General features: G+C 64.2%; 26 protein-coding genes. 19 read left to right on the top strand and 7 right to left on the bottom strand.

Annotated elements, in window-relative coordinates:
- The first annotated feature begins 8 nt into the window (after positions 1-8).
- The 5 genes from BG57_RS13870 (at position 9) to oxlT (ending at position 6,158) form a co-directional block, all read left to right on the top strand.
- The gene (locus tag BG57_RS13870; protein WP_052005804.1) at positions 9-899 is read left to right on the top strand and encodes an ABC transporter permease; all 891 of its coding nucleotides are present in this window, start codon (positions 9-11) and stop codon (positions 897-899) included.
- 3 nt (positions 900-902) lie between these two features.
- Positions 903-1,916: an ABC transporter ATP-binding protein gene (locus BG57_RS13865; RefSeq protein WP_035964227.1), complete on the top strand. Its 1,014-nt coding sequence runs from the start codon at positions 903-905 to the stop codon at positions 1,914-1,916.
- Entirely contained in the window at positions 1,909-2,892 is a 984-nt protein-coding gene (gene oppF / locus BG57_RS13860) for a murein tripeptide/oligopeptide ABC transporter ATP binding protein OppF (protein WP_035964225.1), read from the top strand. Before BG57_RS13865 ends, oppF begins: the two co-directional genes overlap by 8 nt.
- 203 nt (positions 2,893-3,095) lie before the next feature.
- Positions 3,096-4,493 (top strand): OprD family outer membrane porin, encoded by a 1,398-nt coding sequence (locus BG57_RS13855; protein ID WP_035964869.1) that lies wholly within the window; start codon positions 3,096-3,098, stop codon positions 4,491-4,493.
- Between the two features lie 354 nt (positions 4,494-4,847).
- Positions 4,848-6,158, top strand: a complete 1,311-nt coding sequence (gene oxlT, locus BG57_RS13850; protein ID WP_035964217.1) for an oxalate/formate MFS antiporter — start codon at positions 4,848-4,850, stop codon at positions 6,156-6,158.
- 194 nt (positions 6,159-6,352) lie between these two features.
- Here the strand turns inward: oxlT and BG57_RS33010 are convergent, their stop codons facing one another.
- The 5 genes from BG57_RS33010 to hmpA form a co-directional block, all read right to left on the bottom strand.
- Complete coding sequence (locus BG57_RS33010) at positions 6,353-6,520, bottom strand: hypothetical protein (RefSeq protein WP_160174728.1); 168 nt, start codon at positions 6,518-6,520, stop codon at positions 6,353-6,355.
- Positions 6,521-6,568: 48 nt separating this feature from the next.
- Positions 6,569-6,724, bottom strand: a complete 156-nt coding sequence (locus BG57_RS33780; protein WP_229753876.1) for an NnrS family protein — start codon at positions 6,722-6,724, stop codon at positions 6,569-6,571.
- Positions 6,725-6,869: 145 nt separating this feature from the next.
- On the bottom strand, positions 6,870-7,286 hold the full coding sequence (locus BG57_RS13845; protein WP_035964213.1) for a cupin domain-containing protein: 417 nt from the start codon (positions 7,284-7,286) through the stop codon (positions 6,870-6,872).
- An 11-nt stretch (positions 7,287-7,297) separates the two neighbouring features.
- The gene (locus BG57_RS13840; RefSeq protein ID WP_035964205.1) at positions 7,298-7,735 is read right to left on the bottom strand and encodes a carboxymuconolactone decarboxylase family protein; all 438 of its coding nucleotides are present in this window, start codon (positions 7,733-7,735) and stop codon (positions 7,298-7,300) included.
- Between the two features lie 200 nt (positions 7,736-7,935).
- A complete protein-coding gene (hmpA, locus tag BG57_RS13835) occupies positions 7,936-9,120 on the bottom strand; it encodes an NO-inducible flavohemoprotein (protein WP_035964198.1) in 1,185 nt (394 codons plus the stop codon).
- A 110-nt stretch (positions 9,121-9,230) separates the two neighbouring features.
- On the opposite strand from hmpA, the gene norR reads away from it, so the two are divergent.
- The 11 genes from norR to BG57_RS13780 all read left to right on the top strand — a co-directional run bounded on the left by norR (position 9,231) and on the right by BG57_RS13780 (position 19,396).
- Positions 9,231-10,817: a nitric oxide reductase transcriptional regulator NorR gene (norR, locus tag BG57_RS13830; RefSeq protein WP_035964195.1), complete on the top strand. Its 1,587-nt coding sequence runs from the start codon at positions 9,231-9,233 to the stop codon at positions 10,815-10,817.
- Positions 10,818-11,301: 484 nt separating this feature from the next.
- Positions 11,302-11,913, top strand: a complete 612-nt coding sequence (locus tag BG57_RS13825; RefSeq protein WP_052005816.1) for a c-type cytochrome — start codon at positions 11,302-11,304, stop codon at positions 11,911-11,913.
- Positions 11,914-11,925: 12 nt separating this feature from the next.
- Complete coding sequence (locus BG57_RS13820; RefSeq protein ID WP_035964192.1) at positions 11,926-13,203, top strand: c-type cytochrome; 1,278 nt, start codon at positions 11,926-11,928, stop codon at positions 13,201-13,203.
- 14 nt (positions 13,204-13,217) lie between these two features.
- Positions 13,218-13,373: a cytochrome c oxidase subunit 2A gene (locus tag BG57_RS32565; RefSeq protein WP_035964189.1), complete on the top strand. Its 156-nt coding sequence runs from the start codon at positions 13,218-13,220 to the stop codon at positions 13,371-13,373.
- A 4-nt stretch (positions 13,374-13,377) separates the two neighbouring features.
- Positions 13,378-13,944 (top strand): cupredoxin domain-containing protein, encoded by a 567-nt coding sequence (locus BG57_RS13810; RefSeq protein WP_035964178.1) that lies wholly within the window; start codon positions 13,378-13,380, stop codon positions 13,942-13,944.
- On the top strand, positions 13,934-15,559 hold the full coding sequence (locus BG57_RS13805) for a b(o/a)3-type cytochrome-c oxidase subunit 1 (RefSeq protein ID WP_035964171.1): 1,626 nt from the start codon (positions 13,934-13,936) through the stop codon (positions 15,557-15,559). Before BG57_RS13810 ends, BG57_RS13805 begins: the two co-directional genes overlap by 11 nt.
- A complete protein-coding gene (locus BG57_RS13800; RefSeq protein WP_035964161.1) occupies positions 15,556-16,359 on the top strand; it encodes a c-type cytochrome in 804 nt (267 codons plus the stop codon). The genes BG57_RS13805 and BG57_RS13800 overlap by 4 nt, the downstream gene beginning before the upstream one ends.
- A 59-nt stretch (positions 16,360-16,418) precedes the next feature.
- Entirely contained in the window at positions 16,419-16,685 is a 267-nt protein-coding gene (locus BG57_RS13795; protein WP_052005803.1) for a GNAT family N-acetyltransferase, read from the top strand.
- Between the two features lie 223 nt (positions 16,686-16,908).
- A complete protein-coding gene (locus tag BG57_RS13790; protein WP_035964151.1) occupies positions 16,909-17,952 on the top strand; it encodes an NAD(P)/FAD-dependent oxidoreductase in 1,044 nt (347 codons plus the stop codon).
- A gap of 15 nt (positions 17,953-17,967) precedes the next feature.
- The gene (locus BG57_RS13785) at positions 17,968-18,678 is read left to right on the top strand and encodes an extensin-like domain-containing protein (RefSeq protein ID WP_035964143.1); all 711 of its coding nucleotides are present in this window, start codon (positions 17,968-17,970) and stop codon (positions 18,676-18,678) included.
- 109 nt (positions 18,679-18,787) lie between these two features.
- Positions 18,788-19,396, top strand: coding sequence for a hypothetical protein (locus tag BG57_RS13780; protein ID WP_052005815.1), 609 nt, complete (start codon positions 18,788-18,790; stop codon positions 19,394-19,396).
- A gap of 37 nt (positions 19,397-19,433) precedes the next feature.
- Here BG57_RS13780 and BG57_RS13775 read toward each other — a convergent pair whose 3' ends face one another.
- Positions 19,434-19,778, bottom strand: coding sequence for a hypothetical protein (locus BG57_RS13775; RefSeq protein ID WP_152562589.1), 345 nt, complete (start codon positions 19,776-19,778; stop codon positions 19,434-19,436).
- Positions 19,779-19,981: 203 nt separating this feature from the next.
- On the opposite strand from BG57_RS13775, the gene BG57_RS13770 reads away from it, so the two are divergent.
- The 3 genes from BG57_RS13770 to BG57_RS13760 all read left to right on the top strand — a co-directional run bounded on the left by BG57_RS13770 (position 19,982) and on the right by BG57_RS13760 (position 21,759).
- The gene (locus BG57_RS13770) at positions 19,982-20,605 is read left to right on the top strand and encodes an OmpW/AlkL family protein (protein WP_371875842.1); all 624 of its coding nucleotides are present in this window, start codon (positions 19,982-19,984) and stop codon (positions 20,603-20,605) included.
- 185 nt (positions 20,606-20,790) lie between these two features.
- Positions 20,791-21,315, top strand: coding sequence for a hypothetical protein (locus BG57_RS13765; protein ID WP_035964125.1), 525 nt, complete (start codon positions 20,791-20,793; stop codon positions 21,313-21,315).
- Between the two features lie 42 nt (positions 21,316-21,357).
- The gene (locus BG57_RS13760; RefSeq protein ID WP_035964119.1) at positions 21,358-21,759 is read left to right on the top strand and encodes a GFA family protein; all 402 of its coding nucleotides are present in this window, start codon (positions 21,358-21,360) and stop codon (positions 21,757-21,759) included.
- Between the two features lie 20 nt (positions 21,760-21,779).
- Here BG57_RS13760 and BG57_RS13755 read toward each other — a convergent pair.
- A partial coding sequence (locus BG57_RS13755) for a zinc-binding dehydrogenase (protein ID WP_035964114.1) occupies positions 21,780-22,114 on the bottom strand: 335 nt, incomplete at its 5' end.

Here is a 22,114-nt window from a genome sequence, read left to right as displayed (position 1 = left end):
GGCGCGCGATGAAATCAGCATCTCTGAGCGCCACGCTCGAACAAGCGGTCGCGGGCCGCAGTCCGTGGCAGGACGCCCGCGTGCGCTTCCTGCGTAACAAGGCGGCGGTCGTGAGTCTCGCGCTGCTCGCGATCATCACGCTTGCGTGCATCGCTGGTCCGTGGCTGTTGCCGAATCAGTTCGATTCCGCCGACTGGAACGCGATGAGCGTGCCACCCACGTTCGCACACTGGCATCTGTTCGGCACCGACGAAACCGGCCGCGATCTCTTCGTGCGCTGTTTGATCGGCGGCCGCGTCTCGCTCATGATCGGCGCGCTCGCCACGCTCACGTCGGTCACGCTCGGCATCGTATGGGGCGCGGTGGCGGGGTTCATCGGCGGCCGCGTCGACAACGCAATGATGCGCTTCGTCGACATGATGTACGCCATTCCATACCTGCTCATCGCGATTCTGATGGTGACGCTGCTCGGCCGCGAGTTCTATCTCGTCGTGCTGACCATCACCGTGTTCTCGTGGATGGACATGGCGCGCGTGGTGCGCGGCCAGACGCTCGCGATCCGCTCGAAGGAGTACGTCGAAGCGGCGCGCGCCATCGGCGTGCCGACGCGGCGCATCATCGTGCGGCATGTCGTGCCGAATCTGCTGGGCATCGTCGCCATCTATACGACCGTCACCGTGCCGGGCGTGATTCTCACGGAGTCAGTGTTGTCGTTTCTCGGGCTCGGCGTGCAGGAACCGATGACGAGCTGGGGCGTGCTGATTCAGGACGGCGTCGGCGTCATGGAATCTGCGCCGTGGATCTTGCTGTTCCCGGCGGCGCTGCTCTCCATCACGCTTTACTGCATCAACTTTGTCGGCGACGGGCTGCGCGACGCGCTCGATCCGAAGGACAGGTGAGTCATGCCGCTACTCGAAGTCAAAGGCCTGCAAGTCGAATTCAGGACGCACGACGCCGCCGTGCGCGCCGTCAACGGCGTGAGCTTCACGCTGGAAGAGGGCGAGACGCTCGGCATCGTCGGCGAGTCCGGCTCGGGCAAGAGCCAGAGCGTGCTCGCGATGCTGGGGCTGCTCGCATCGAACGGACGCGCGAAAGGTGAAGCGCTGTACCGCGGCGAGAACCTGCTCGGCATGCCGGACCGGGCGCTGAATCGCATTCGCGGCAATCGTCTCTCGATGATCTTTCAGGACCCGATGAGCTCGCTCAATCCGTACCTGACCATCGAGCGGCAGATGACGGAAGTGCTCGAACTGCACAAGAACCTGACGCGCCGCGAAGCGAAGAAGCGCGCGATCGCCATGCTCGAAGCCGTGCGGATTCCCGAGGCGGCGCATCGCATCGGACAGTATCCGCACGAGTTGTCGGGCGGCATGCGCCAGCGCGTGATGATCGCGATGGCGCTGCTGTGCGAGCCCGAAGTGCTGTTCGCCGACGAGCCGACCACCGCGCTCGACGTGACCGTGCAGGCGCAAGTGCTGCAACTGCTGCGTGATCTGCAGCGCGACTTCGGCACGTCCATCGTGTTGATCACGCACGATCTGGGCGTCGTCGCCGGACTGTGCGAGAAGGTCATGGTGATGTACGGCGGCCGCGTGATGGAGCAGTGCGACGCCGCCACGCTGTTCGCGAAGCCGTCGCATCCGTACACCATCGGCTTGCTGCGCGCGTTGCCGCGGCTTGACCAGCAGGGCGGCGAACTCGCGGGCATCCCCGGCAATCCGCCGAACATGGCGCATCCGCCGGCAGGATGTCCATTCCATGAACGCTGCGCCGATGCGACCGCCGAATGCGCGGAGCGCGAGCCTGCGCTCGAAACGGTCCGCACGTCCGGCGCGCACGCTACGCACTGGCTGCGCGCGTGCCATCGTCCCGTCGATGCGATGACGACGCGCTATCAGGAGTCGAACCATGTCTGATGCGACGATCCTTTCCGTGCGCGACATGCGCGTGCATTTTCAGGTGAAGGCGAAAAGCCGCCTGCCGTGGGCGCCGTCGCGCACGCTGAAGGCGGTCGACGGCGTGAGCTTCGACCTGCGCGCGGGCGAGACGCTCGGCGTCGTCGGCGAATCGGGTTGCGGCAAGTCCACGCTCTCGCGCGCCATCCTCAATCTCATCCCCGCGACGCACGGTGAAATCGTATGGATGGGCGCGAAGCTGACGCAAGCATCGGCCCGCGAGTGGCATGCGGTGCGCGCCGATGTGCAGATGATCTTCCAGGACCCGCTTGCATCGCTCGATCCGCGCATGACGATCGGGCAGATCATCGCGGAGCCGTTGACGGAACACCGACCCGGCATGAGCCGCCAGGACATCGACGCCCGCGTGCGCGCGATGATGACGAAAGTCGGCTTGCGCGAGCAGATGATCAACCGCTATCCGCACGAGTTTTCGGGCGGGCAGTGTCAACGCGTCGGCATTGCGCGGGCGCTGATCGTCGAGCCGAAGCTCGTCGTTTGCGATGAGCCGGTCTCCGCGCTCGATGTGTCCATTCAGGCGCAGATCGTCAATCTGCTGAAGGCGTTGCAGGCGGAGATGAAGCTGTCGCTGATCTTCATCGCGCACGATCTGGCCGTGGTGCGGCATATTTCGGATCGCGTGATGGTGATGTACCTCGGCCGCGTGATGGAGCTTGCGGACAAGCACGCGCTCTATGAAACGCCGCGCCATCCGTACACGCGCGCGTTGCTGTCGGCGGTGCCGGTGCCCGATCCGGCGATCGAGCGAGGCAAGGTCGTTCAGATCCTTTCCGGCGATATCCCGAGTCCCATCGATCCGCCCGCCGGATGCGTGTTTCATACACGCTGCCCGATGGCGCAGGCGCGCTGCTCGCAGGAAGTGCCCGAATTGCGCACGCTGGCGCAGGGTGTTTCGGCTGCATGCCATTTTGCTTGATGTATCGGTTTCCTAACTAGTCGGAATCGGAGTCGCGAAGCCGTTTGAACGAACGATAAGTCCACGCATCGCCCGTTTTCATCGAGTCAAACAAGCCGTCCGCCGACCTCTCCGGTCGCCAGGCGCGGCTGGTTGCATCCATTGAGTCGTGAGTTGTTGTTTTGTCGTTAGCAGGTTGAGTCAGGAGTTTGGAGATACGTTTCATGAAAAAACAAAAAACATCAGTTGCCCTTTCGATTCTACTGTTCAGCGGCTTCATGGCTGCGAACGTTGCCGCCTATGGCCAGGAGACCGATACCGAGGCGCCCTCGCGCCACACCGAAGCCGTGCCGAGTTCGCCGCCCAATACCGAAGCCGATGCGCCGGTGAGCAATCAGGCCAAGGCGAAAGGCTTTATCGAGGACGCGCATTTGAATCTGCTTGGACGGTCTTTCACCGAGCATGACGAATTCAAGGGCAATGGCAAGAAAGACGCCTGGGTGCTCGGCGCGCAGGCGGTCTTCGAGTCAGGCTATACGCGCGGCCTGCTCGGGCTCGGCGCGGACGTATCGCTTTTCGGTGCGTTCAAACTGAACGGCGGCGATGGCGCGGGCAACCGCGTGCACGTCGGCACGGACGGCGGCGGTTCGCATCAGCTTGCCTGGGCGTATCCGGGCGTGTGGGACGTGAAGGCGCGCGCGTCGAACACGGTGCTCAAGTACGGCCAGCAACTCTTCGATAACCCGTTCCTCGTGCCGCACGACAACCGCGCGCTGCCGCCGACATATCGCGGCTTCTCGCTCGCGAGCGAAGAGTTCAGGAACCTCACGCTGAAAGCCGGCACGGTGGATGGCGTGATCGCGCGCGGCATGACGACGGTATCGGGCCTGAAGACGGAATACGGCGGCACGCATGTCTCGCAGTTCACGTACTTCGGCGGCGACTGGACGCACGGCGACGATACGGCGGTGTCGCTCTACGGCAGCGTCGCGAACAACGTGTGGCAGCAGTACTACCTGTCGGCGACGCAGAGCATCGGCGATCCGAAGGCGGTTCGCTGGACCGGCGCACTGAACTACTACTACACGGGCGCAATCGGCGACAAACGGCAGGGGCCGATCAACAACAACGCATACAGCCTCGCGCTCGCCGGCACGCATGGCGCGCATACGCTCCAGTTCGCGTTCCAGCAGATTCTCGGCGACCAGATGTTCGACTACATGGGCCAGTCCGGCGGCGACTACCTGTCGAACTCGCTCGACGTGGACTACAACCAGCCGCATGAAAAGTCCGTGAGCCTGTCGTACTCGCTCAACATGAAGGACTATGGCGTGCCGGGCCTCAAGGTGACGATGTGGACCGCGTACGGCTGGGGCGCCGACGGCAGCGCAATGGCCAACAGCGGCACCGCGAACGCGGGCAGTTACGTCGTGAATGGCCGTCCGTTGCAAGGCTCGCATTACGAGTTCGGCATCATCCCCGGATACACCGTGCCGGACGGCAAATTCAAGAACACGTCGGTCAAGTTCTACTACATGCATCATCACGGCAGCGAGTTTTATCCGGACGGGACGAGCAACGTCTATCGGCTGATGGTGAACGTGCCGTTCAACGTCTTCTGACGGCGCATTTGCTCTTGGCGCGCATCGTGTAAACCCTACAAATTCTCACCTTTACATTACGTTTAACTTTCATCTATAACGTGAGTGCGTGTAGCGGATTGCCATGTCTCGCCCACGCTCATCGCCCGGCAGGCTTTATTCCTGCCGGGCTTTTTTTTGCTGCATCGCCGCCCAGCGCGCCTTTCAGTGCCTTACGAAAAGCACTGTCCTAAGTGAAAACCCCGCCGTTTCTTTCGCTTGACTTACTTGATATATCACATACTGTGTATATGCGATGACGCTTCGGCGGCGGCATCGTAAGAGGCGTCGCTCGACGTCCGATTACACAAAGGCAGCAGTGCCAAGGAGACAGGCATGGACCAGATGAATCGCCAGGAGGGGGCGTCGCGTCTAGCGTCGCCGTGGGTGCAGTTGGTGTTCGGCGTGATCTGTATGGCGATGATCGCCAACATGCAGTACGGATGGACACTTTTCGTCAATCCGATCGACGAGAAATATCACTGGGGCCGCGCCGCGATTCAGGTGGCGTTCACAATCTTCGTCGTCACCGAAACATGGCTCGTGCCGGTGGAAGGCTATCTGGTCGACAAGTACGGGCCGCGTCCGGTCGTCGTCGGCGGGGGCTTGCTCTGTGCGATTGCATGGGCGATGAACTCCGTCGCGTCGTCCTTGCCGCTCCTGTATCTCGCGGCTGCAATCGGCGGCGTCGGCGCTGGTGCGGTGTACGGCACGTGCGTCGGCAATGCGCTGAAGTGGTTCCCCTCGCGGCGCGGCCTCGCGGCGGGCATCACGGCGGCGGGCTTCGGCATGGGCTCGGCGGCAACCGTCGTGCCGATCGCGCACATGATCAAGTCGAGCGGCTACGAGGCGACCTTCCTGTGGTTCGGCCTTGGACAGGGCCTCGTCGTGTTCCTGCTCGGCATGGCGCTCTACGCGCCGCCCGCGCACATGCTCGCGGCCGTCAAGACCACATTGAAGCGCGCGGTCTACAACGCGAGTCCGAAGCAGGTGCTGGCATCGCCGATCTTCTGGGTGATGTACCTGATGTTCGTGATGATGGCCGCCGGCGGCCTGATGGCGACGGCGCAGCTCGGCCCCATCGCGAAGGACTTCGGCTTGCATGATTCGCCCGTGTCGATACTCGGCCTGACGCTGCCCGCGCTCACGTTCGCGCTGACCATCGACCGCGTGCTGAATGGCCTGACGCGGCCGTTCTTCGGCTGGGTGTCCGACAGGATCGGACGCGAAAACACGATGTTCATCGCGTTCGCGATCGAGGCGGTCGGGATCGTCGCGCTATCGAAGTTCGGGCATAACCCGGTGGCGTTCGTCGTGCTGACGGGCATCGTGTTCTTCGCCTGGGGCGAAATCTACAGCCTGTTCCCAGCGACGTGCGGCGACACCTTCGGCCCGAAGTTCGCGGCGACCAACGCGGGGCTGCTGTACACCGCGAAGGGCACGGCTGCGTTGCTGGTGCCGTTCTCGAGCGTGCTCACGAAGGCGACCGGAAGCTGGCAGGCGGTCTTCATGCTGGCAGCGGGGATGGCCGCGATTGCCGCGCTGCTGGCGCTCTTCGTGCTGAAGCCGATGCGCAGCGCGCATACGCAGAAGCATGCACGGGATACGGGCGTGGAGATGGGATATTCGCCAGCCGTGAAGGAGTGATCGCAGGTTTTTGAGGTTCTAGCGAATGGGGAAGTAAAGCCGGTCCGCGCGGCGTGCGTCGCGCGGACCGGTTTCTGTTTGTTCGCTTCGGATGGCGAATCATCGTCTTGTCGACGTCAACGCGTGGCCCGCGTCCGCTGAACTCGTGCACGTCGATAATCTGCGTCGCATCGCGCCGTCGCTTCAACGAAACGTCAGAACCGCGTGCCGACGCTGCATCCGCCGAAACTGCCGCCGTTGGTGGCCCAGCCCCCGCAGCCGAAGAGACCGCATCCGCCGAGCATGAGCGTTGCAACGATGAGAAGGGCGACAGCGCGGAGGCGTTTCATGGCAATAAGCAGGTTTCTGACGATGGCGCGCATTGTCCCCGACGCGGCGCGCGTGACTGTCAAAAACCGTCGTCAGCCGGGCTAGCCATCCGCACGCGGCCGGGTGAGCCGTCGCGCGTAGGGCGCGACGTAGATCGCGAAGGCGAAAACCCAGCACGAACCCGCGCCGACAATCCAGAACCCATGCGCCGTTGGCGCAGCGATCGGCCCGAGCACCCGCAACGCGCTCGCTGACATCACGAGTGCCCACGTCCCATCTGTCCGCCACGATCCGCAAGCCGGTATGACCGCGTGCGGTCCGCGTGAACGTCGCGATGACCGCGCCGCCGATGACGGGACTCTCCATGTTGTCCTCGATCAGCGATGAAACCTGCGCGTGCGGTCAACGCGGAATCGGCGACTTGACCGCATCGCCTTCGCCGGCGATCGCAAACACGAGCAGCACCGCCTTCTCCGTCCCGCTCGCGTTCTTCGCGACGATGTGATGCGCGCCCGGCGGTTCGTACCACGATTCGCCCGGCCCGTATGTCTTCGCCGCCGATCCTTCCAGCTGCGACACGACGCGCCCTTCGAGCACATACGCGAAGATCGACCCCGGATGCTGGTGCGCCTCCGATGCCTGTCCTGGCTCGAAAGCGACCGTCGCCATCAATACGTTCTTGCCGGGCGCTTCGGGCAAGGCTTGCTTCATCAAGGGCGTGACCGTTTCCTCATCGCCCCCGTGCGCCGACGCGCCGGACGCACTTGACGCTCCGACTGCGAGCGCCGCCATCACTGCCACACATCGACGGATGTTCATGCGCGCGCTCCTCACTCGGGCATCTTGCGAAACGCAATCGAAAAGCGGTTCCAGCTATTGATCGCGGAGATGAGCAAGGTCAGATCGGCGATATCCTCGTCGCTGAAATGCGGCTTGACGTTTTCCCACACGGCATCCGGCACACGGTCCTGCGCGATCAGCGTGAGCGCCTCGGTCCATTCGAGCGCGGCGCGTTCGCGGTCGGTGAAGAAGGGCGTTTCGCGCCAGGTGACCACCGTCGCGAGACGCCGGTCTGTTTCGCCGCCTTTGCGCGCGTCGGCCGTGTGCATGTCGACGCAGAACGCGCAGCCGTTGATCTGCGATGCGCGCAGCCGGACGAGTTCGGCCAGCGACTGTTCGATCGACGACTTGCCGATGCGCTCTTCGACGCCAATCATGGCCTTGATCGCGGCGGGGCTGGCTTTGTAGAAGTCGAGACGGGGTTGCATGGTTAGCTCCTTTATCGGTTGAGAGACTGTGCGAACTGCGTTGCCACATCGACAGATTAGGCGTGCAGGTGGCGTGATCCAATGACCGATTCCGGAGGATTTCAGGTGACCAGTAACGCTGTCCCTCTTGCGGCGAACCGGACCGCGCGCGATAGCGCACGTGCCTCGGATCGCCGCAATTCTCGACAAGCCGACGCCGCTTAATCCAGCGACGAAGCCGGCCCGAAGAACTCATAGCGGCTCTGCGATTCCGGCACGCCGAGCGCCTTCAGATGCTTCTTCACCGCTTTCATGAACGACTTCGGACCGAGGAAGTACGCATCCACGTCGCGGCTCTTCGGCAGCCATTTGTCGAGCAGCGCCTCGGTGACGAAACCAAAGCCGTGGGCCTCGCGATCGCCTTCGCGCTGTTGCTCGTAGCAGTAGAAGTGCTTGAGCTGCGGATGACGCGCCGCCAGATCCTCGATGACCGCGCGGAACGCATGCACGCCGCCATGCCGCGCCGCGTGGATGAAGTGGACCGGACGGGTAGTCGCGGTGAGCGCGGCCTGCAGCATCGCGAGCGTCGGGGTAATGCCTACGCCGCCGCTGATCAGCACGAGCGGCTTTTCGCTGTGGTCGAGCTTGAAGTCGCCGGCGGGCGGATAGAGGTCGAGCGTGTCGCGCTCGCGCACCTGATCGTGCAGGAAGCCGGAGACCTTGCCTTCGGGCTCGCGCTTCACGCTGATGCGGTATTCACGGCCGTTCGGTGCGGCCGACAGCGAGTAGTTGCGGCGCACTTCCTCGCCGTCGATGAGCATGCGCAAACCGATGTACTGGCCCGGATGGAAGTCGAGCACGGCGCCGCCATCCTCGGGCACGAGATAAAACGACGTGATTTCGTCGCTCTCCGCAACCTTGCGCGCGACGGCGAAACGCCGCGTGCCGCGCCATCCGCCCGGCGCTTTCTCGCGCTCGCTGTAGATGCCTTCTTCCAGGCCGATCAGCAAGTCGGCCAATTGCTGATACGCGGCAGCCCATGCTTCGATCACGGCATCGGTGGCGATCTCTTCGCCGAGCACTTCGCGGATCGAGCGCAGCAGGCACGCTCCGACGATCGCGTAATGCTCTGCCTGAATATTGAGCGCGACGTGCTTGTTGATGATCTGCCCGACGAGACCGCCGAGCTTTTCGAGTTCGTCGATATGCCGCGCGTACATCAACACGCCGTTGGCCAGCGCGCGCTGTTGCGCGCCACTCGCCTGATGGGCCTGATTGAACATCGGCCGCACGACCGGATACTCGTTGAGCATCATTGCGTAGAAGTGGCGCGTGAGCGCCTCGCCGCCGCTTTCGAGCAGGGGAACGGTTGCTTTGATAATGGCGCGGTGTTCTGCTGACAGCATGGTGTAGTCCTCGTGACAAGGGCGAAACGTGTGCTTCGCGTTCGGCCTATTCCTATACAGTTTCCATTCCAGTGTAGAATCGTCAAATAATCAACGAATTACCTATCGTTATGGTCGATACGACTCTAGTCAAACGGACTGCCGATGTAGTCGCAATGACTTCGCGCGTCCTGCTCGACGCGCTCGTGCCGCTCATCGAAGACCTGTCGCGCGACATGCCGGACACCGAGCGCTACCGGCGCTTGCTGAGCACGCTGCGCGCGCTCTTCCCCGGCGACGCCGCCGCGCTCTTGCGTCTCGACGGCGAGACGCTGGTGCCGCTCGCCATCGACGGCTTGTCGAGCGATACGCTGGGGCGGCGCTTCCGCGTGAGCGAGCATCCACGATTCGCGCGCATTCTTGCCCGTCCCGAACCGACGCGTTTTCCGGCGAACTCCGATCTTCCCGATCCCTACGATGGCCTCGTCAAACACGCGGGCGCGCGCCTCGAAGTGCACGACTGCCTTGGCAGTCCGCTGTTCGTCGATGGCCGGCCCTGGGGCTTGCTGACTCTCGATGCGCTCGATCCGGCGCGTTTCGACGGTATCGATATGGCTTCGTTGCAGGCGTTTCTCAGTCTCGCGGCGGCGACCGTGAGCGTCGCGGAACGCATCGACAGACTGGCGCAGACGAGCGAGGCGGAACGGCAGCGCGCCGAGGTGTACCGGCAGGCGAGCGGGCCGCGCCGGCGCGAGATGATCGGCAGCAGCGCGAGCCACAAGCATCTGATGGACGAGATCGCGATCGTCGCGTCGAGCGATCTGACCGTGCTCGTGACCGGCGAAACGGGCGTGGGGAAGGAACTGGTGGCGTCCGAGATACACGCGCTGTCGCCGCGCGCCGACAAGCCGCTCGTCAGCCTCAACTGCGCGGCGCTGCCGGACACGCTCGTGGAAAGCGAACTCTTCGGGCATGTGCGCGGTGCGTTCTCCGGTGCATCGGCGGACCGGCGCGGGAAGTTCGAACTGGCCGACGGCGGCACGCTGTTTCTCGACGAAGTTGGCGAGTTGCCGCTCGCCATTCAGGCCAAGCTCCTGCGCGTGCTGCAGAACGGCCAGTTGCAGCGGATCGGATCGGATAGCGAGCATCGCGTCGATGTACGGCTGATCGCCGCGACCAATCGCGATCTCGCCGATGAAGTGCGCGCGGGGCGCTTCCGCGCGGACCTGTATCACCGGCTGTCGGTTTATCCGCTCGTCGTGCCGCCGCTGCGCGAGCGGGGCCGCGACGTACTGCTGCTCGCCGGTTACTTCCTCGAGGAGAACCGCTCGCGGCTCGGGCTGCTGAGCTTGCGGCTGTCGGCGGATGCGCAGTCGGCGCTGCTCACCTACCGGTGGCCCGGCAACGTGCGCGAACTCGAACATCTGATCGGACGCAGCGCGCTGAAGGCGCTCGCGGCGCATCGCGAGCGGCCGCGCATTCTTACGCTGACAGCCGCCGACTTCGGTATCGCCGATACCCCGAACGCCGCGTCTGCGACCGCGCCCGAAGCGGCCGCGCCGGGCGCCGACTTCCGCGAAGCCGTGACCGCCTACGAGCGCACGCTGATCCTCGATGCCCTCGCGCGCAACGGTCAGAACTGGGCGTCGACGGCGCGGGAGCTGGGCATCGACCGGGCCAATCTGAATCGGCTCGCGCGGCGGCTCGGTCTCAAGTGATGCGCTCCGCCTTGTCTCGATAAAGCCAACACCGATTCCGCCGCACAACACCGGCGCGGCAGTCGCGCGATCAACTGATCAGTTGAGCATCTCAAAATAATGCGTCTCTTTGTCTAAACGCAAAGAAACGTGCCGTCTTGTCACGCGTATCGATAGCAGGTATTGAGACAATCTCCGGGCTGGAGAAAACGGGGACTTCCTCCTAACATTCGAGAAGCCAGGCACCACCCGTCATCGGCAAAACCATTGCAGTGCTCTCAACAATCGCACGCGCATGGATCGAACGTGAGATCGAACCGTGCGCGGCGAGTCAAAAACGGCAACGCGGCACGGGGGATACGTGGGAAACGTGGGATACGTGGCTCAACGCAGCGCCAGGATCGCGTGCTCCGCGCTCTTCGCGTTTGGCAGCATCGCGGCGTTCGCCGCGGACGCTCCGCCGGCCACCGCCGCCGGCGCGCCCCTCGAACGCGCACCGGACACGATGCAGGCCCGCGTGATGGGATGCGCGACGTGTCACGGCGCGCACGGCGAGGGCACCGGCAACGACTACTTCCCGCGTCTGTCCGGCAAGCCCGCAGGCTACCTCTACAACCAGTTACTCGCGTTTCGCGACGGGCGCCGCAAGTACCCGCCGATGAACTACCTGCTCGCATATCTGCCCGACGCCTACTTGAAGCAGATCGCCGATTACTTCGCCGCCGAACGTCCGCCGTTCCCGCAGCCGGGCCCCGTCACCGTCGACGCCAGGACGCTCGATCTCGGCAAGACGCTCGTCATGAAGGGCGATCCGTCGCGCAAGGTGCCCGCGTGCGTCAGCTGTCATGGCGCGTCGATGACCGGCATGGAGCCCGCGATTCCCGGCTTGCTCGGCCTGCATGCGGACTACATCAGCGCGCAACTGGGCGCCTGGCGCTACGGCACCCGCACGACGGTCGCGCTCGACTGCATGCGTCAGGTCTCGCAGCTTCTGAGCGAGCGCGACATCACCGCGATTTCCGCCTATCTCGCTTCGCTCCCCGCGCCCGCGAATCCGACGCCCGTTGCGGCCGGCTCATTCAAGATGCCGCTTGCATGCGGCAGCGTTCACAACTGAAGAGGACCCGACGTGCTTCGTTTCCGACAACTTGGGGCGCTTGCCGTAACGGTCCTCGCGGCTTTCGTGGCAGCTTTGTGCGGGCCTGTCCGGGACGCGGCAGCGCAAGCGAAGACCTACGACGCGGCGACCGTCAAGCGCGGCGAGTATCTCGCGCGCGCGGGCGATTGCATCGCGTGCCACACCTTGCCCGCGGGCAAGACCTTCGGTGGGGGCCGCCCGATGGAGACGCCGTTCGGCACGCTCTTCACGCCGAACATCTCATCGGACAAGGAGACGGGACTGGGTCAATGGACCGCCGACGAGTTCTACAAGATGATGCACACGGGCCGCTCGCGCGACGGCTCGCTGCTTTACCCGGCAATGCCCTTCACGTCCTATACGAAGGTCACGCGCGCCGACTCCGACGCCATCTACGCCTTTCTGATGTCCACGCCGCCCGTGCATCAGCCGAACCGCCAGCATGAACTGCGCTTTCCGTTCAACCGGCGCGAATTGCTGCTCGGCTGGCGGTCGCTGTTCTTCAAGCAGGGCGAGTACGAGCCGGACCCGAAGCAGTCCGTCGAATGGAACCGGGGCGCGTATCTCGTCGAAGGACTCGGGCATTGCTCGATGTGCCATACCGCGATCAACGCGCTCGGCGGCAATGTATCGTCGAAGGCGTTCGAAGGCGGGCTGATCCCGATCCAGAACTGGTACGCGCCTTCGCTCACGTCGAACCGTGAGGCGGGCCTCGGCGACTGGAGCATCGACGAGATCGTCGGCCTGTTGCATGCGGGCGTGAGCAATCGCGGCGCGGTGTATGGGCCGATGGCCGAAGTCGTCTATGACAGCCTGCAATATCTGAGCGAAGAAGACGTGCGTGCGATGGCGGTCTATCTGAAGGCGCTGCCCGCACGCGCCGGCGACAAGTCCGAGCCGCCGAGCCAGGCCGTCACCGAGCAGCGCACGAGTCTCTCGCCGCTCGGCAAGAAGATCTACGACGCGCAATGCGCCGAATGCCATGCCGCGCAGGGACAGGGCAAGCCGCCCGATTTCCCGCCGCTTGCGAACAATCAGTCGATCGTGATGAGTTCCGCCGTGAACCCGATCCGCATGGTGCTCAACGGCGGCTATCCGCCGGGCACGTTCAAGAACCCGAAGCCTTACGGCATGCCGCCGTTCGCGCAATCGCTGTCGGATGTGGAAGTCGCGGCGGTCGTGACGTATATCCGCACGGCGTGGGGCAACCGGGGCGCGCCGGTATCGGTGAAGGAAGTGAACGAGTTGCGCTCCGCACCACTTTATTGAGCATCGACGACACCATGAACGAAGATCCCAACGAAGACGCAGTCGACGAAATCGTGAGAAGCGGCCCCGGCGGGGCGCTTGCGGTCGCAGCCGTCGCGACGGCCATCGTCATCGGAAGCTGGTTCGTCTTTTACTTCGCCGTGTTCCTGCCGCGCGGCGTTATTCAGTGAATTTATGGCCATCAATCCGCATTCACACGAAGTCGCCGAGCGCGTCGAAAAACGCTGGGCGATGCTCGTCATCGCGATCGTCGTCGTGCTCGTGGCGATGGTGGTCTACACCGGCCTGCACTGGGCGATGATGCCGCCGTCGCGCGTCGAAACCGTGCGGCCCGAAACGCTGCACGTGTCCGGCGAATTCATCGAAAGCAATCTCGGCACCGCGCCGGAAGCGGACGGCTCGGTGACGGTGCGTGTCGTGGCGCAGCAGTACTCGTTCACGCCGCAATGCCTGCTCGTGCCCGCCGGCGTCCCGGTCACGTTCCGCGCGACGAGTTCGGATGTCGTGCATGGCTTTCTCATCACGAAGACGAACATCAATTCGATGCTGGAGCCGGGGTATGTGTCGACCTTCAAGACCACGTTCGACGAACCCGGCGACCATCTGATGCCGTGCCACGAGTTCTGCGGCGTCGGGCATCACGGCATGTGGGCGCATGTGAAGGTGATCGATCGCACCGAGTTCATGCAGATGGCCGACAAGCTGCCGGCCGATTCGCGGAGACTGTCCTGTGTTAAATAGCAAGCGCCTCATCCTCGCGCACTTTTGGCTTGCGTTCATCGCGTTCGGCGTCGCGCTCCTGCTCGGCGCGTGGCAGATGTTCGCGCGCAGCCCGCTTTTCGCGGGGCTGCAGAATCCCGAGATCTACTATCGCTCGGTGACGGCTCATGGTTCCGCTATGGGCTACGTGTTCCCGACGCTCATCGCGATGGGCTTCGGCTACGCGGTGACGGAACTGTCGCTCAAGCGCGCGCTCGTGGGACTGCGCTGGGCGTGGATCGGCTTCTGGCTCGTCGCGGTGGGTTCCGTCATGGCGATGATTCCGGTCGCAATGGGCCTCGCCTCCGTGCTCTACACGTTCTATCCGCCGATGATCGGCAGCGCGTTCTATTACCTCGGCGTGGTGCTCGTCGTGGTCGGATCGTGGATCTGGGTCGCGCTGATGTCGGTGAACCTGCACGCATGGAAACGGGACAATCGCGGCAGGACCGTGCCGCTGCCGATGTTCGCCACCGTCGCGGGCGCTTATCTGTGGGGCTGGACGGCGGTGGGCGCGGCGATCGAAGTGCTCTTTATGATTCTGCCGGTCGCGCTCGGCTGGAAGTCCACGATCGACGCCGGCCTCGCGCGCGTCTTCTTCTCCTGGACGCTGCACGCGATCGTCTATTTCTGGCTGATGCCCGCGTATATCGCGTATTACACGATCATCCCGCGCGCCATCGGCGGACGCCTCTATAGCGATGCGATGGCGCGCATCTCGTTCATTCTCTTCCTCGTGGTCTCGATGCCGATCGGCATTCACCACCTGTTCGCCGATCCGCAAGTGGGCTCGGGCTTCAAGTTCATGCACTCGGTGTTCACCGCGCTCGTCGCCGTGCCGACGCTTCTGACCGTGTTCACCATCTGCGCATCGGTGGAGATCGCGGCGCGGCTGCGCGGCGGCAAGGGCGCGTTCGGCTGGGTCAAGGCGCTGCCGTGGAGCAATCCGATGATGCTCGCCGTCGCGTTCTCGTTCGTGATGCTGGGCTTCGGCGGAGCGGGCGGCCTCATCAACATGAGTTATCAGCTCGATTCGACCGTGCACAACACGCAATGGGTCACCGGCCACTTCCACCTGATTTTCGCGGGCGCAATCGTCATCATGTACTTCGCGATCGCCTACGATCTGTGGCCGCATCTCACCGGGCGCGCGCTGCAAAGCATCCGCCTGATGCGCTGGCAACTGTGGCTGTGGTTCATCGGCATGATCGTGCTGACGTTCCCCTGGCATTACACCGGCATTCTCGGTATGCCGCGCCGCATGGCGTTCTATGACTACGGCGATCCGCAGATTGCGCATCAGGCGGCATCGGTCATCATGTCGGTGATCGGCGGCTTCGTTCTCGTCGTGTCGGCGGTGCTGTTCTTCGTCGTGCTGATACGCGGACATCGGGCGCCGCAGGTGAGCGTCGAGCAGTACACGTTCAGCCGCGCGGTGCATGAGCCGCGCACGATACCGGTCGCGCTGAACAGCTTCGCGCTCTGGCTTGCGCTGATGATCGGCCTCACGCTCGTCAACTACGGCTATCCGATTGCGCAGCTTCTCGCACGCTCGGACACATCGGTGCCCGCCGTTCCCATCGGAGCGCAGCGATGAGCGACGAGCGCCTCTTCACCTTCCGCAATCGCTGGTTCGCGACCAGCGTGCTCGGGACGATCGGCATCGCGGTGGTATCGGCGGTGATCGGCTTCGTGTGGCTGCCATCCGTTCAGCGCGATGCGTCGTTCACCGGCATCTGGAATGCGATCTGCAGCGCCGCGGGCGTGCCGCGCAACTGGTATTCGGGCGACACGAACGTCGAGCCGAAACGCAAGCTCAGTGCTGTCGAAGTGACGCCGCAACTGCTCGTCAACGCGAGCGCGAATTCGATCGGGCGCGGTGCGACGCTCGCCCTGCGATGCACGATGTGTCACGGCGAACGCGGCATGAGCGAGGCGAATTCGCCGAATCTCGCGGGGCAGTATGCATCGGTCATCTACAAGCAACTGATCGATTTTCAGACGGGCGCGCGCAACAACGCGGTGATGTCGCCGATGTCCGTCAACCTGAGCGATCAGGACATGCGCGATCTCGCCGCCTATTACGCGAGCCTGCCGAGGCCGCCCGCGCAGCGCAAGGTGAGCGATGCGCTGGCGCCGACGATCGTTTCGCACGGTGCGCCGATGCGCAACATCGCGCCGTGCGCGGCGTGTCATGGCGGCATCGACAACAAGGCGGGCAGTCCGTGGATCGATGGCCTGCCGGCGGCTTACACAAAGTCGCAACTGATCGCGTTCGCCAACGGCACGCGCACGAACGACATCAACGAAGTCATGCGCAACGTCGCGCGCAACATGACGCCCGAAGAAATCGACGCGGCTTCGAACTACTATGCGCGAGAGTTGACCAAGCAGTGAGCATGGCGTTCGACATCCGATGCGAGCAGCCGGCGATGCGGTGACGGCTGCTGCCTTTCTTGATCGTCGATGCGCTTCGTGCAGCCGGGCGCTTGTCCGTGTCGATGGTGGCGCTGTCGCCGGTGCTGATCGACGGCCGCGATGAACGATGGTTCGGGCTCGGGCCGCTTTCAGTCGCGCCGATGCGTCAGCGGCAGGGCAACGGCAGCGCGCTGGCACGAGACGCGCTCTCGCGACTGCGGGCGTCGGGCGCGGCGCGATGCGTCGTGCTTGACGATCCCGCGTATTACGCGCGCTTCGGCCCTCGCACGGAAGGAGGGCGCTGATCCTGCCCGACATTCCCGCGCCGTACTTCCAGGCGCTCTGATTCCACGGCACGACGCCCTCTGGCATCGCCGCTTTCAACGCCGCTAGCCAAAGCGAGCGAGCAATCGCCGCTTGGCGGGCAGGGGCTTCGTTGCCCGGTGCGAACGCTTTCTGTATCGTGACCGAAGAATGCTGTGCAAAAGCGAAACGGCATGCACAGCCGCATTTACGGAAAACGATCACATGGAACCACAAAGCAGCCCCATTCGCACCGACGTACTGATCATAGGCGCGGGCCCCGTGGGCCTTTTCGCGGCGTTCGAGGCGGGCGTCATCGGGCTTTCGTGCCATATCGTCGATGCGCTCGGGCGTATCGGCGGGCAATGCATCGAGCTGTACCCTGACAAGCCGATCTACGACATTCCCGCGATTCCATCATGCACGGCGCGCGAACTCGTCGATCGGCTGATGACGCAGATCCGGCCGTTCGATGTGCCGATCCATCTCTCGCAGCGCGTGCAGACGGTGGTTCAGCGCGAAGATCATCGCTGGACCGTGCACACCGAGCAGGGCCTCGTGTTCGACGTGGCCGCCATTCTGATCGCAGCCGGCAACGGTGCGTTCGTGCCGCAGCGCCTGCTGGTGGCGCAGGCGGATGCGCTCGAAGATCGCGACGTGCATTACAGCGTGCCGCGCATCGACGACTTCCGCGATCGCGACGTCGTGATTGCGGGCGGCGGCGATTCGGCGCTCGACTGGGCGCTCGCGCTAAGCGGCGTCGCGCGCAAGCTGACGCTCGTGCATCGGCGCAACGGATTCTCGGCGGCGGCGGCATCGGTGGCGGCGATGAAAAGCAAGGTCGAAGCGGGCGAGATGGACTTCGTCGTCGGCATGATCGATTCGCTCGACGCCCCTGATAACGCGCTGCGCGCCGTGCGCATCAAGCACATCGACGGGACGACGGACATCCCCGCCGACAAGCTGCTCGTGCTGTACGGGCTGGTCGCGGATCTCGGGCCGATCGCCGAGTGGAACCTCGATATACGCGGCGGGCGCATCGAAGTCGATACTTCGAACTACGAATCGTCGCGTCCGGGCATCTTCGCGGTCGGCGATATCGCGCAGTATCCGAACAAGCAGAAGCTGATTCTGTCGGGGTTCCACGAAGCATCGCTTGCGTTGCGCAAGGCTTATGCGTATGCGTATCCGGACAAGAAGCGCGTGCATGTCCATTCGAGTTACGACGCCAAACTCGCCGAACGCGTGCAGGCCAGTGCAGCCGGATAAAACGCGGTGCCGGCGATGATCGCGCGAATCGCCGGATGGCTGTTGTTGCTGGCGTTCGTCGCGGCGCTGGGCTTCGGCTATGCCGTGTATTCGCGGCGCATCGCCGTGCCCGAGCAATACGATCCGTTTGCTCCGCTCGATGTGCGCGCCGCGCGCGGCCCGCTCACCGCGTACAAGCTCTGGCGCACGACGCATGACGCGCAACTGTGCGACGCCGCGCTCGCGCAATCCGGCTTCGCCTATCGGCCAATGGCCGATACGACCGGCGCAGGCGGCTGTGAACTGAAAGACGTGGTGCGCGTGTCGCAGTCGGAGGACGTGCGCTTCAGCGCGCCTTTTCTCGCGACGTGTCCGCTCGCGGTCGGCATGGCGTTCTTCGAGCATCAGTATCTTCAGCCCGCAGCGATCGAAGTGTTCGGCAAGCGCGTCGCGCGCATCGAGCATGTCGGCAGCTATGCGTGCCGCAATGTGAATCATCAGAAAGACGCGGCGCTGAGCCAGCACGCGAGCGCGAACGCCATCGACCTGACGGGCTTCGTCCTCGCGGATGGCCGGCGCATCACGCTCAACGACTGGAACGACGCAGGTTCGCTCGACGCGGACTTTCTGCGCCGCGTCCATGACGGCGCGTGCCGTTCGTTCGATACGACGCTCGGTCCCGACTACAACGCGCTGCACAGAACGCACTTTCACGTGGACATGGGACCGTATCGAATCTGCCGATGAAACGCGTCAGATGGCGCGCGGCTTCAGGTTCGCTAGAATCGTCATGAATGCGGCGCTCGAGCATGACCGGCGCTCGCCCTTGTTCACCCTTTACGAAACGGAAGAGCGAATGACGAAAGAGGCCGCCACGCAAGAACCCTACGAACGCCGCGCACTGCTGCTGCATCTCGGCGATGTGCTCGAAACGGTCTTCTGCCTGAGCCAATGCGCCGACGATTACGCGAGCATCGGCGATGCGGTTCGCGGCAACGACGCGCTCGCGAGCTTCACGCTGCTCGGCTTCGTCGATCAGCGCATGACGCCGCGCGATTTCATCCGGCGCGCATCCGGTGCGTTCTTCATCTGGCCAAAGGCGCTGCTCGACGAGACGCTCAATCGCCCGATGCTCGCGAGCACGGTCAAATCCGATCTCTTCGATGACAACGCGGCGGGCTGGCGCTCTTACGTCGAAGAGCGGCGCGCGGAAGTGCCGTGGTTCGGCGAGGACGTGCCGGAAATCGCCGAGAGCGCCGCGCCTGCGCATCCAGCGGCGCTTGAATCGACGGCATCGCCATCGTCATCTTCAACGCCCGCGCCAGCGCCATCGCCATCGGCCGAAGCGAAGACGGAGGCGACTGCGCCCAAGCGCAAGCCGGTTGAGCCGAGCGTCAAGAAGGAAGTGAACGCGAAGACGGAGCCGTCGCGCTACGCGACGTGGCCCTGGCCGGAAAAGAAGTAAGCGCAAGCGGCAACGCGCCGCTTGCATCGATCAAGGCTCAGGGCTTCTTGCCCATGCTCCCCGCATCGGTGTCGAAGCCGATGCCATTGGGCCGCTTCGGCGGCGGCTCCTTTCCCGCCGATGTCTTTCCCGGGTCCGTTTTCAACGCACCGCTTGCGGCAGTGGCCGCATGGCCCGGCGGCGTGACGTTGCGCTCCTGATAAGCCGGCGTGCTGTCGGTATCGAGCCGGCTTGGCTTCGGTGAATTCGGTTGCGTTTGCTGCTGCCCGGACGGCTTCGGCGTCGGCGTGGCCGTCGGATTCTGTGCGCTCGCGGTCATCGTGAACGTGCCGGCGACGAGCATCGCCGCGACGCCGCCGAGCATTGTCGATATGGGTCTCATCTCGTCCTCCCTATGTTCTGCGGTTTGTTGTTTCGAAGCAAACACCGGTCCTGCCGCGCACGTTGTTTGTCGTTGCGCAATGTTGCGCGTTGTGCGTCTATCGGCTGAAACGGTGTTTTGTCGGCCATCAAAAGCTCGTTCGCTTGCCCCCCGGACAATCAGGCTTTCAACGGGGAAAGCAAATGAGAAGAAGTCTCGGAGCAATGTTTCTGGCCTGCGCTGCACTCTTCGCTGGTGCGGCGCAGGCGGACAATGGCCCATCCAGTGTCGATACGACGGGCGGCATCCACGCCGGCGATGTCCTCGTGCGATTGCGCGCCATCAGCATTCAGCCGCAAGCTAGCGCGGGCGGTGCGCTCGGCTCGCTGGGCGTCGATGTGAACAACGCGATCGTTCCCGAGCTCGACTTCACGTACATGATCCGCGATGACATCGGCGTCGAACTCATCCTCGGGACGTCGCGGCATCAGGTGACGTCGAATATCGGCGGGCTGGGCGGCGTCGGGGTGCTGCCGCCGACGCTGCTGCTGCAGTATCACTTCAATCATCAGGGACGCGTGCGGCCCTACGTCGGCGCGGGTCTCAACTACACGTACTTCTATAACGACAAGCTCAAGGCCGGCGATACGCCCGTCTCGATCAAGCGCAGCAGCTTCGGCCCCGCGCTGCAGGCGGGCGTCGACGTGCAGGTGACGAAGACACTCTTCGTCAATGCGGACGTCAAGAAGATCTGGATGCGCACGAGCGCGTCGGCGGGCGGGGCCGATCTCGGATCGCTCAAGATCGATCCCTGGGTGCTCGGTCTGGGCGTCGGCATGAAGTTCTGACGCGGCGCATTTCCCGGTAAGACGAATTTGGCGGAAGAAGCCGGTGCTTCTGGCGTGGCGCGCGCAGCGGCGTGCACGGTATCCTTGAAAGCAGGCCCGGCGCAGGTTCGCGGCCGTTCGCCGAACAGCGAACGGCGGGCGGGACTGCAACGACTAAAAACACCGCATCGGGGAAACGCACGCCAATGAAACCTTCCACTTACGCGGGATTCGCGTTGCTCGCGGTGTCCTGCACCGCGCTCGCACAGCAGCCGTTGACCTTGCCCGGCCGCAGTCAGAGCACGTGGCAACAGTCCGTCGACACGGCCGCTTGCTACGCCTTTGCCAATCAGACGACGAAGGTCAACGTCGCGCGCGAATCACAGACGCCGCCGAAGCACAGCGCGACGGAGACGCGCACGCTGGCTTCGCCGCGTCCGGTCGAGCCGCCGCTGCCGGCGGTTCCGTCAGGCGCGCTCGCCGCATCCGGCGCTTCGGCTGCGGTCGCGGCATCGGGCGCTTCGGCCACGGTGGCTGCGGGCGCATCCGCGCCGCACGGCGCATCGGCGGCGATGCCGTCGTCGGATGTGGCGATGCCTTCGGGTGCCTCGGATGCCATGCTCGGCGGCGACATGAAGATGCCGCCGCTGCCGCCGCCCGAACCGCCGATGGTCCGCTACTGGCGCGCCTATGGCGACTGCATGCAGGGCAGGGGGTATTTCGTGCGCTAAGGGCGGGTTATCCTGCGAGGGCGGCAACATCGGGAGCCCCGCATGAACCGAACGCCGATTCACCAGGGACACTGCGCATGCGGCGCAGTCAGCGTGAGCGTCCTCGCGGAGCCGAAGGAGGTGAATCTCTGCCACTGCATGACGTGCCGCCGCATCCACGGCGCGCCGTTCGCCGTCTATGCCATCTTCGAACGCGATGCGGTGGAAGTCAGCGGCGACACCATCGCCTGGGCAAGCTCGCCGACAGGCCGGCGCCATCATTGCGCGGCCTGCGGTTCGCCTATCTATCTCGTCTTCGACGGCGTGCCTGAGATCGAAGTGCCGGCTGGCATCTTCGATGAAGCCGGGCTCTATCCGCCCGCCTATGAAATCTGGTGCAAGACGGCCGAGCCGTGGCACGACGCTCGGGGACGGCCGCGCTATCCGCACAGCCGCCCTGACTAACGCCGTTCAGCCGCCGAACTTCAGCATTCGACGATCGCCTTCACCACGCCCGCCTTCGGATCGAGCAGCGTCGAGAACTTCTCGGGCACGTCGTTGAGCGTGAGGCGGTGCGTGTTGAGCGCATCAGTCGGGACCTTGCCCGCGCGCATCGCGGCGAGCACGGTCTCGAAGTCCTCGGGCGTCGCGTTGCGGCTCGCGAGTAGAGTGGCTTCGCGCTTGTGGAACTCGGGATCGGCGAACGAGAGACGATCCGGCACGATCGACACCAGAACGTACTTCCCACCGTGCGCGATGAACTCGAAGCCGCGCTCCATCGCGCGCGGATTGCCGGTCGCATCGAAGACGACATCGAAGA

Origin of the sequence: Caballeronia grimmiae (assembly GCF_000698555.1) — a bacterium.
Taxonomy (GTDB): domain Bacteria; phylum Pseudomonadota; class Gammaproteobacteria; order Burkholderiales; family Burkholderiaceae; genus Caballeronia; species Caballeronia grimmiae.
Note: the sequence above shows the minus strand (reverse complement) of the source record. Positions and strands in the feature narration are given on the sequence as shown.